Below are 8687 nucleotides of genomic sequence, written 5' to 3'. Positions count from 1 at the left end.
AGCCCGGTAATGCCTTCCGCCAAATGGAGGCCGAGATGGCGCGGCAGGTCGTGCGCTCGCTGGACGCCTGGCGGGACTGGCGGGACAAGACGACAGAGAGGCTCTTCCTCGGCATCTACGGCCAGCCCGCCTTGCAGGCTCTGGCCGGACTACCGGCCGGGGAGGCACCGCGCCGGCGCCCGGCGCTGGAGCCGGAGCATCAGAGCTTCCTCGCCCGGCGCACCGAGGAGCTGCGTGCCGCGATCGCCGTCGGCGGCCCGCGCGAGGCGGCACTGCGCGCCATCGCCTATGTGGCGCTGGCAGAGCGCGTGGCGGATGAGCGCGGCTTCGCCCAACTGCGGCGATTGCTGGAGGAAGAGGGAGGCGGCCGGAGCCTGGCCGATTTCAAGCAGGGCTTCCGTGAGCAGTTCTTCATGCTGCTGCTGGACCCGGAACAGGCGCTGCTGACGCTCCCGCGCCTGCTGGACGGCACGGCGCCCGAGGAAATCCAGCGCCGGCTCGAGGAAGTGCGCCGCATCACCACGGCTGGCGGGCCACTGAGTGCCCATGGGGCAGCGCGCCTCGCCTCGATAGAGGCGATCTTCGCCCGGGCCCATACGGGGCAGAAGGAGGAGGGCTCGGCGGCGCGGGCCACCGACGCGGTCCGGAGCATCGCCCAGAGCGCGACGGCAGAGGCGAGGTTACCGCCCGCGGAGGGCCGCCTCCCAGGACGGCTCGCATAGCTTGTAGGTCAGCGCGACTTCATGAACCTGGCGAGCATCAAGCCAGGCTGCCCTGTGGTCAAGCAGGGCAGGGCGAGGGCATTCACCGCCGGGCCGGTCACCGAAACAGCACTGCACCGGAACGCAATGCACTTGGTTTCGCTGCTCACCCCAAAGCGCCGGGCCAGAACGCCGGAGGGCTTGGCGGAGCAGGCAGTCTCGGCCCGTCCGTGGTCTTGATCCAGCCGAACGCTTCCTCGATGCGCTTATACGCGCGGTTGAGTTGGCTGAATCTTGGCGGGTTTTCTAGCTGTGGCTGACGTGATTCGCTGCGGGCTGACGCCGATTCGCGGAGGCCAGCATGGCGGCACCGATCAAGATCACCCGGGACGACCTGGACGCGGCGGGTCTGCGCCGGGCGGCACGGCACAGTTCGAATGTCGCGGCGGCCCGCCGGATGCTCGCTTTGGCGCTGGTCCTGGAAGGTGTGTCCCGTGCGGAAGCGGCGCAAGCCGCCGGCATGGATCGGCAGACGCTGCGGGACTGGGTTCACCGCTACAACGCGGAGGGGTTGGCCGGGCTGACCGACCGACACGGAGAGTTCGGACCCAAACGGCTGCTCTCGCCTGGGCAGGAAGCCACGGTGGCCGAGTGGGTCCGCCGCGGGCCTGACTCGGCCGAGCATGGCGTCGTGCGCTGGCGGCGGGCCGACCTGGCGCGGGTGATCGAGGCGAAGTTCGGCGTCGTGCTGGCCGAGCGCAGCATCAGCACGGTGCTGCACCGGCTTGGCTTTCGCCGGCTGGTCGCACGCCCGCGGCATCCCGGACAGGACGCCCCGGCGCAGGCGTCTTTCAGGACAACTTCGCCGCCCTTGTAGACGCAGCGCTGCCAGAGCACGCTCGCGGCAAGCCGCTGGAGCTCTGGTGGCAGGATGAAGCACGCATCGGCCAGCAGGGCACGCTGACCCGGGTTTGGGCTGAGCGCGCCTCCCGGCCCGTCGCACCCCGCGACCAGCGCTACTCGTGGGCGTATGTCGCGCGACAGGCGTATCTGGTCGGCCTTGAACAACCAGCAACCTGTTGATCTGGGGCAGGAAAGCTCGGGATCTGGGGTGCTGGAATTGCAAGGTTTGGTTGGAATGGGCGGCAAAGCCTGCGATTCTGTCGGGCATGAAGCACCGTTCCCGCCCGGCTGAGCAGGACGACCTGCTCAGCCCACGCCTGGTCGACATGATCAATGGGCGGCACGAGCTGGTCCGGCTCGCGGCGCTGATCGACTGGTCCTGGTTCGAGCGGGAGTGGGCCGGCTTCTTTCCCGCTGGTGAGGGGCGGCCGGCCATCCATCCCCGCCTTGTCGCCGGGCTGATGTACTTGCAGCATGCCCACGGCCTCTCCGATGAGGCGGTGCTCGCCCGCTGGGTGGAGAACCCGTATTTCCAGCACTTCACCGGCGAGGTCTTCTTCCAGCATCAGGCTCCCATCCACCCCTCATCTCTCAGCCGCTGGCGCGGCCGCATCGGCGAGGAGGGGGTGGAGTGGCTGCTGACCAAGACGATCGAGGCGGGCCGTGCCGTGGGTGCCGTGTCGGAACGCGGTTTGGCTGAGGTCGCGGTGGACACGACGGTGATGGAGAAGGCCATCGCCCATCCGACCGACAGCCGCCTCTACGAGAAGGCGCGCCGCTCGCTGGTGGCGCTGGCCGAGAGGGCGGGCATTCGGTTGCGGCAGAACTACAACCGCAAGGCTCCGCGTCTGGCCGCGCAAGCGGGGCGTCACGCCCATGCGCGGCAGTTCCGGCGCATGCGCAAGGCGCTGCGAACCCTGAAGGGCTACACGGGGCGCGTCCTGCGCGACATCGGCCGCAAGATCGGCGCCGTCCCCGAAGGGCGGCTGCGGACACGGATCGAGCAACTCATCGCGCTCGTCACCTGCCTGCTACGGCAGACACCCAAGAGCGCGGGCAAAATCTACGCCCTGCACGAGCCGGAGGTGGACTGCATCTCCAAGGGCAAGGCCAGGGTGCGCTACGAGTTCGGCGCCAAGGTCAGCATCGCCACCACCCTCGCCGGAGGCTTCGTCGTCGGCATGCGCTCCATGCCCGGCAATCCCTATGACGGCCACACCCTCGCGGACGCCCTCCAGCAGGTCGAGACCCTGACCGGGCAACTCCCCACCCTCGCCGTGGTCGATCGTGGCTACCGCGGCCATGGGGTGCAAGGCACCAGGGTGCTCATCAGCGGCACGCGCCGTGGCCTGACGCCGAGGCTGGCCAGGCTCCTGCGCCGCCGCAGCGCCATCGAGCCCGAGATCGGCCACATGAAGACTGATGGCCGCCTTGCTCGGTGCGCCCTCAAGGGCACCCTCGGCGACGCCATCTTCGCCGTGCTCTGCGGCTGCGGTCACAATATCCGTAAGATCCTCGCCCACCTCAGGGCCCTTTTGACCGCTCTCCTCGCCAGCCTCACTCACGCAATCGCCCAGTCAGACCGTCTCCCAGTTACAGCCCGTGCGGCCTGACCGGGTTATTCAGGGCCGACTATCTGTTCGGAGCCATCTGCCCGGCCGGTGGCGTTGGGGCCGCGCTGGTGCTGCCGCTCGCCAACATCCCCATGATGAACCTGCACCTGACGGAGATCAGCGCCCACGTGGCGCCCGGCGCCCATGCCGTGCTCACCATCGATGGTGACGGCTGGCACAAGACGGGCGACAAGCTGCACGTGCCAAGCAACATCACTGTGCTGCACTTGCCGCCCTACTCCCCGGAGTTCAACCCTATCGAGAAAGTCTGGACATGGGACCGCTGAGTGTGACGTCCTTGTAGTGCCGCGGCTTGGCTTGGACGCCTTGCGCGCGCTGGCTCGGTGGGTGGCCTTGTGCCGTGAGCGACCCGAGGCAGGAGGGGATCGGCTGGGAGGACCTGCCGCGGGAGCGGCAGCGCCGGCTTGTTGTGCTGATTGGCCAGCTGATCCGCCAGCGTCTTGCGGCTCCCTCGAGCACGGCGGAGACGGCCGATGAGCCCGACCCTACCGAGTGCGACCCTGTTCCTGTCGGACAAGATCCGGCCCCGCCACCGTGAGCGGCAGGCTATTGTCTATGTCCGCCAGTCCACCCTTCGCCAAGTGCAGCAGCACGGAGAGTCCACGCGGCTGCAATACGCGCTGGCGGACCGTGCCCGGCAGTTCGGCTGGCACCCGGGACAGGTGGTCGTCATCGACGATGACCTCGGCCGTTCAGCCGCTTCATCGCTGGACAGGCCCGGACTTCAGCGGCTCGTGGCCGAGGTAGGGCTCGGCCATGTGGGCCTGGTGCTTGGCATCGAGGTATCGCGCCTGGCCCGATCGTGCCGTGACTGGCACCAGCTGCTCGAGATTTGCGCGCTGTTCGACACGCTCATCGCGGACGCGGACGGCCTCTACGATCCGTCATGTTGATGCCCTCATTTGCTCCTGGTCGTTCCGTACGAGGTCGACATGAGTGACCTGACCCGACTTCAGGCTCTGTAGGGCGGCGAGGCTGTCCTCAGTGTCGGGAAACAGGTAGCGCTTGGCCGCGGCATCGCGGACGATGACGATCGCGCCGCTGCGGATGCAGCGGTCGACCCACGAGCGCGACACCTGGAGCCGTCTGGCCAGCTCGGCAATGCTGAGCGACCCGGGGATGTGGCGGGGATGCGTCCGGCTGGTGCCCCGCAGCACGCGGTGGCGCTGGCGAAAGACCTGCACGGTTCGCGCGAGCACGCGACTGCAGCGAGGCGAGCGATGGCCCTCACGGGTGAGGATGTCGGCGACCTCTGCATCGGGGAAGTCCTGGTGGGCCAGCTCGAGCATGCGCGCCTGCATCTCAGGGCCGCGGGAGAGGGCGTGCAGGGCGTACACCGCTGGCTCGACCTGTGCCTCGGCGACGTCCCCACCCCGCCAGACAATGCGGATATCGATCCGCTCGGGCACTGTCCGTTGCAGGATGACCTTGTCGATGAGGCAGCGTAGCATCGCCTTTTTGTGCGTCCGGTCCATGCTGGGCTGGTGCCAGATGGCCGGTAGCTGCGGGCCGAGGGCGAGGAAGTCCGCCCGCTCCTCGCTTGTCAGCGTCTCCGGCTCGGTGCGCGACGCGCGGCGCAGAGCAAGTGCCTCCTCGGCCTGTCGCAGCTCGCGTAGCGCGGCTTCCCAGCGGTGTTCCAGCTCCGAGGCGACGAGGCGGTTGTCGGGGTCGACCCGGCTGAACTGCCGTTCCGCGAGTAGCGCCTGGTAGCGCAGGCGCTCCACCTGCTGGGCCTCGGCGTGATCGAGCGCGTCCTCCGCCTGTCGCCGGGCTTCCTGCGCACGCGCCCAGGCATCCAACTCCTCTGGCCCGACCGCCGCGAAGAACGCGGCCACCACCTGTTCATCGATTGGATCGGCGGGGAGGTGCTGGCACAGCGGCCCACCTTGGCTCCGCTGCAGGAAGTTGCAGACGTAGCGGGTGCGGCTCCTGTACTCCACGGTCATCTTGTGGCCGCACCTGCCGCACCAGACGCAGCCCTGCAACAGCGCAGCTCCCTCGCGGGGCACGCCGCGCGTCTGATGGCGCATGTACTCCGCGTGGTTGTCGCGCAGCATGGCCCTGATCCGCTCAAATTCCTCCCACCCGATGTAGGCAGGATAGCGGTCCCGCACGACCACTTTCCACTCCGTCATCGGGCAGCGGGCCGTGATCAGCTTGCCACCGGCGTAAGTCGCGCGGCAGGACCGGGTGCGACCGTAGACGAAGGCGCCACAATAGGCCGGATTTTTCAGGATCGCGGCGATCATGCCCCCCGTCGGCGTCCGCCAGACCACCTCACCGAACCGGTCGAGCCGCGGCACGGCGAGCCTGCGGCCCCGAAAGGCGCGGAGCACCTTGCCCACCGATCCCAGCTCCAGGAAGCTCGTGAAGACAAGGCTGATCCGCTCCTGCACCTCGCGGTCCGGGTGCTTCGTCACCACGCCGTGCGCACCGCGCGTCAGACCCGCCGGCAGGAGCAGCGCCAGCTCGCCACGCTCGGCCTTGCTCAGCAGGCCAGCGGTCAGGCGGCCGCGCAGCGTGTGTAGCTCGACCTCGGAGATCGTCCCCTTGAGGCCCAGGAGGAGGCGGCCATTGGCCGAGCCTGGGTCGTACACGCCATCGCGATCACCAATAAGGCACTGCCGGTAGCCGCACAGATCCAGCAACGGGTACCAATCGGAGCAGTTACGCGCGAGCCTGGTGACCTCATAGGACAGCACAAGACCGACCTCGCCGAGCGTCACGCGGGCGATCAGGTCCTTGAACCCCTCGCGGTGCGCGGCCGACGCGCCGCTCCGCCCGAGGTCAGTGTCGATCACCTCGATGTCACCCTCGTGCCAGCCAAGCTCCTGCGCGCGCCGGCGCAACGCGTACTGCAAGCGCAGGCTCTCCTGGTTGGTCATGACCTGCTGCGGCGTGGACTGGCGGATGTAGATCACCGCCTTGCGCCCCAGATGCCGGGCCGTCACGAGTTCCGATGTCATGGCTCACCTCCCATGGCACGGCGCGCAGACCCCGGCGCCGGCACCGGGCCACCCTCCACCCACTCGACCGCGGAGGTCCCGCCCATTGCGGACTGCTCTGCCCGTCCCCCTTGTCGGGCAAGACGAACCAGCTCACGGACCGCCTCAAGCGAAAGCTTGCTCGAAGGTGGACGCGGCAAGGTGGGGACGAGGTTGGTCGCCCCGAGCGGAACCTTCAGCAGAACATCGCCGCGGAAGACGACATAGGCGTGACCGCCTCCTGCTGCCTCCCTTGTCGCCGCGAGCACGAACTCACGGCCAAACAGCGGATGCGCCGGGTCGGTGACTACTACCCTCTCGGGCTCACCGCTCGCCAAGCAATCAGGGGTATCAAGCCGCAGGCTTTTACGACCCGAGCACCTACAATGACCGGCTGCTGCTGGGCCTCAAGGGCACGATGAGCGAGGCCGAGTTGCATATCCTGAAAGGACGCATGCACGAGGGACGCCGTGCCAAAGCTGCCCGCGGCGAACTCGTGATCGGTCTGCCACGCGGCTACGTGCAGCGCCCCTCCGGCGAGGTGGCGCTCGACCCGGACGAGGGGGTCCGTTCGGTGATCCGGCTCGTGTTCGACATCTTCGAGCGGCGCCGATCGATCCGCGGCGTGCTGACCTACCTTGTCGATCACGCCATTGCTTTGCCAGATCGCGTGCGCTCGGGCCCGGGCAAGGGCGAGATCCGCTGGAACCGCCCCAACCACGCGACAGTGGCCGACATGCTTCGCCACCCAGCCTATGCGGGCGCCTATGTCTATGGGCGGCGTCGGATGGAACGCCGGGCCCAACTGCCCGGCAAGCCACACAGCGGGCGACGGTTCATTCGCGGACCCGAGGGCTGGAGCGTACTGCATCGGGACTGCTGGCCAGCTTACATTGACTGGCAAACCTACACCCGCAACCAGGACCAGATGGCGGCAAACCGGGCCAAGCACGACGGTGTCCCCCGGGGTGGCCCCGCCCTGCTGGGTGGTCTCGTGCACTGCGGCCGTTGCGGCCGGCGCATGGTGCTCGCCTACCACAATAACGGTCGCGAAGCTCGCTACCAGTGCTGCCAGGAGGCGGTGACCTTTGCCGGGCCGCGCTGCCAGTCGCTCAGCGCCGCCCCCGTCGACGAGTTAGCCGCCCGGCTGATCCTGGCGGCGCTGACACCGTCAGCGCTCGAGGTCAGCCTGCAGCTGGCCGAGGACCTGGAACTCGAGCGGGCTGAGCGGCGACGCCATTGGGCCGAACGCCTGGAGCGGGCCCGCTACGAGACGGCGCTGGCGCGCCGGCGCTACGAGGCCGTCGATCCCGAGATGCGGCTGGTAGCACGCACCCTCGAGCGGGAGTGGGAGGCAGCGCTCGCCGCCGAGGAGGCACTCGGGGCCGAGCAGGCGCGCGAACTGGCACGCGAGCCGGCTCGGCTGGGGCCGGAGGAATGTCGAGCCATTCACCGCCTGGCAGAGGACATTCCAGCGCTCTGGCATGCATCGGCGACAGCACAGAAGGACCGCCAGGCCATTGCCCGTCTGGTCCTTGAACGGGTCGTCGTCCGCCTCGATGGCGCCAGTGAGCACCTTCAGGTCACCTGCGAGTGGGCCGGCGGCATGCGCACCCACCATGCCCTGATCAGGCCCGTGCGCCGGTTCGAGCAGCTGCGTGGGTTTGACCAGATCCTGGCCACCATCCGTGATCTGCGCGGCCAGGGCTACTCGGCCACCGCCATCGCCGAGGCCCTGAACGGAGCCGGCTGGCACCCACCCAAGCGCGCCGCATTCGAGGCCGGGATGATCCAACGCCTCCTGTTCCGCCACCACATGACAGGCGAAAAGCCAATATGGAGCCAGGCCGTGCCGCGGCAGCCCGGTGCCGAGTGGACACTCCATGAAGCAGCAGAGCGCCTCGGTGTCCATCGTCACACCGCCTACCACTGGGTGCGTCGGGGCCGTCTGCATGGACGGCTGGCCACCCAAGGCGGCCAGCACATCTGGCTCGTAACCATGAGCGAGAACGAACTGGACCAATTCCGGGCCGCAATGCGGGGGACATCCCGCAGCAGGAACCTACCGTAGAGAGGCAGCATGGAAACGCAGTCGAGAATGTCTGGGCCTATCTGCGCTCCAACAAGCTCAGCAACCGCGTGTTCGACACCTACGCAGCTATTGTCGATGCCTGTTGCGACGCATGGACCTGGTTCGCAAACCCAAAGATCCGATCAAAATGTGATACAGCAAGGCTAAACATAAGGGGCCCAGCATCACCTCGCACTTCCTGTCTTCGCAGGATTCACGGCTCCGAGTCTCGAGCTTCGTCCGCTCCGCCTCGGTTGGCGTCCAAGGATCGAAGCGGTGTCGGCTCCTGGACGATCTCCTGCGCAACCTTCTGCAGTTGCCGTTCGGGTTCAGTCGCCACTTCCTGATAGCGGCCGTGCTGCTCGGCCAGGGGTTGATCGGGTGCCAGCAAGGC

Annotated in this window: 7 protein-coding genes and 3 pseudogenes; 7 read left to right on the top strand and 3 right to left on the bottom strand. The window is 68.1% G+C overall.

The annotated features are described in order from the left end of the window. From ACO1BU_RS34805 to ACO1BU_RS34785, 5 genes and pseudogenes are all read left to right on the top strand, one after another. Positions 1 to 722, top strand: a 722-nt coding sequence (locus ACO1BU_RS34805) for a DUF3141 domain-containing protein (protein ID WP_424140488.1), incomplete at its 5' end; no start/stop codon positions are given. Between the two features lie 340 nt (positions 723 to 1062). Next, a pseudogene (locus tag ACO1BU_RS34800) lies at positions 1063 to 1736 on the top strand (IS630 family transposase); the annotation flags it as partial. Between the two features lie 134 nt (positions 1737 to 1870). After that, a complete protein-coding gene (locus ACO1BU_RS34795) occupies positions 1871 to 3217 on the top strand; it encodes an IS5 family transposase (protein ID WP_424140487.1) in 1347 nt (448 codons plus the stop codon). A gap of 11 nt (positions 3218 to 3228) precedes the next feature. Next, a pseudogene (locus ACO1BU_RS34790) lies at positions 3229 to 3501 on the top strand (transposase); the annotation flags it as partial. A 210-nt stretch (positions 3502 to 3711) separates the two neighbouring features. Next, positions 3712 to 4131 (top strand): recombinase family protein, encoded by a 420-nt coding sequence (locus ACO1BU_RS34785; protein WP_424140486.1) that lies wholly within the window; start codon positions 3712 to 3714, stop codon positions 4129 to 4131. On the opposite strand, the gene ACO1BU_RS34780 is transcribed toward ACO1BU_RS34785, so the two are convergent. Continuing rightward, positions 4123 to 6204, bottom strand: a complete 2082-nt coding sequence (locus ACO1BU_RS34780) for a recombinase family protein (protein ID WP_424140485.1) — start codon at positions 6202 to 6204, stop codon at positions 4123 to 4125. The genes ACO1BU_RS34785 and ACO1BU_RS34780 overlap by 9 nt on opposite strands. Next, the gene (locus tag ACO1BU_RS34775; protein ID WP_424140484.1) at positions 6201 to 6560 is read right to left on the bottom strand and encodes a hypothetical protein; all 360 of its coding nucleotides are present in this window, start codon (positions 6558 to 6560) and stop codon (positions 6201 to 6203) included. The genes ACO1BU_RS34780 and ACO1BU_RS34775 overlap by 4 nt, the downstream gene beginning before the upstream one ends. 80 nt (positions 6561 to 6640) lie before the next feature. Between ACO1BU_RS34775 and ACO1BU_RS34770 the strand changes: the two genes are divergently transcribed. Further along, complete coding sequence (locus ACO1BU_RS34770) at positions 6641 to 8293, top strand: recombinase family protein (RefSeq protein ID WP_424140483.1); 1653 nt, start codon at positions 6641 to 6643, stop codon at positions 8291 to 8293. Between the two features lie 14 nt (positions 8294 to 8307). Then, a pseudogene (locus ACO1BU_RS34765) lies at positions 8308 to 8421 on the top strand (IS630-like element ISAli3 family transposase); the annotation flags it as partial. Between the two features lie 86 nt (positions 8422 to 8507). Here the strand turns inward: ACO1BU_RS34765 and ACO1BU_RS34760 are convergent. After that, a partial coding sequence (locus ACO1BU_RS34760) for a hypothetical protein (RefSeq protein WP_424140482.1) occupies positions 8508 to 8687 on the bottom strand: 180 nt, incomplete at its 5' end.

The sequence above is a fragment of the Roseomonas chloroacetimidivorans genome, from assembly GCF_049629625.1.
Taxonomy (GTDB): domain Bacteria; phylum Pseudomonadota; class Alphaproteobacteria; order Acetobacterales; family Acetobacteraceae; genus Roseomonas; species Roseomonas chloroacetimidivorans.
The sequence above is the reverse complement of the archived record's forward strand: the minus strand, read 5'-3'. Positions and strand labels throughout refer to the sequence as shown.

Excerpts from the sequence above, each read along its gene's own strand:
- ACO1BU_RS34770 (WP_424140483.1), top strand. The coding sequence starts at position 6,641 with ATGAGCGAGGCCGAGTTGCATATCCTGAAAGGACGCATGCACGAGGGA.
- ACO1BU_RS34785 (WP_424140486.1), top strand. The coding sequence starts at position 3,712 with ATGAGCCCGACCCTACCGAGTGCGACCCTGTTCCTGTCGGACAAGATC.
- ACO1BU_RS34780 (WP_424140485.1), bottom strand. The coding sequence starts at position 6,204 with ATGACATCGGAACTCGTGACGGCCCGGCATCTGGGGCGCAAGGCGGTG.
- ACO1BU_RS34795 (WP_424140487.1), top strand. The coding sequence starts at position 1,871 with ATGAAGCACCGTTCCCGCCCGGCTGAGCAGGACGACCTGCTCAGCCCA.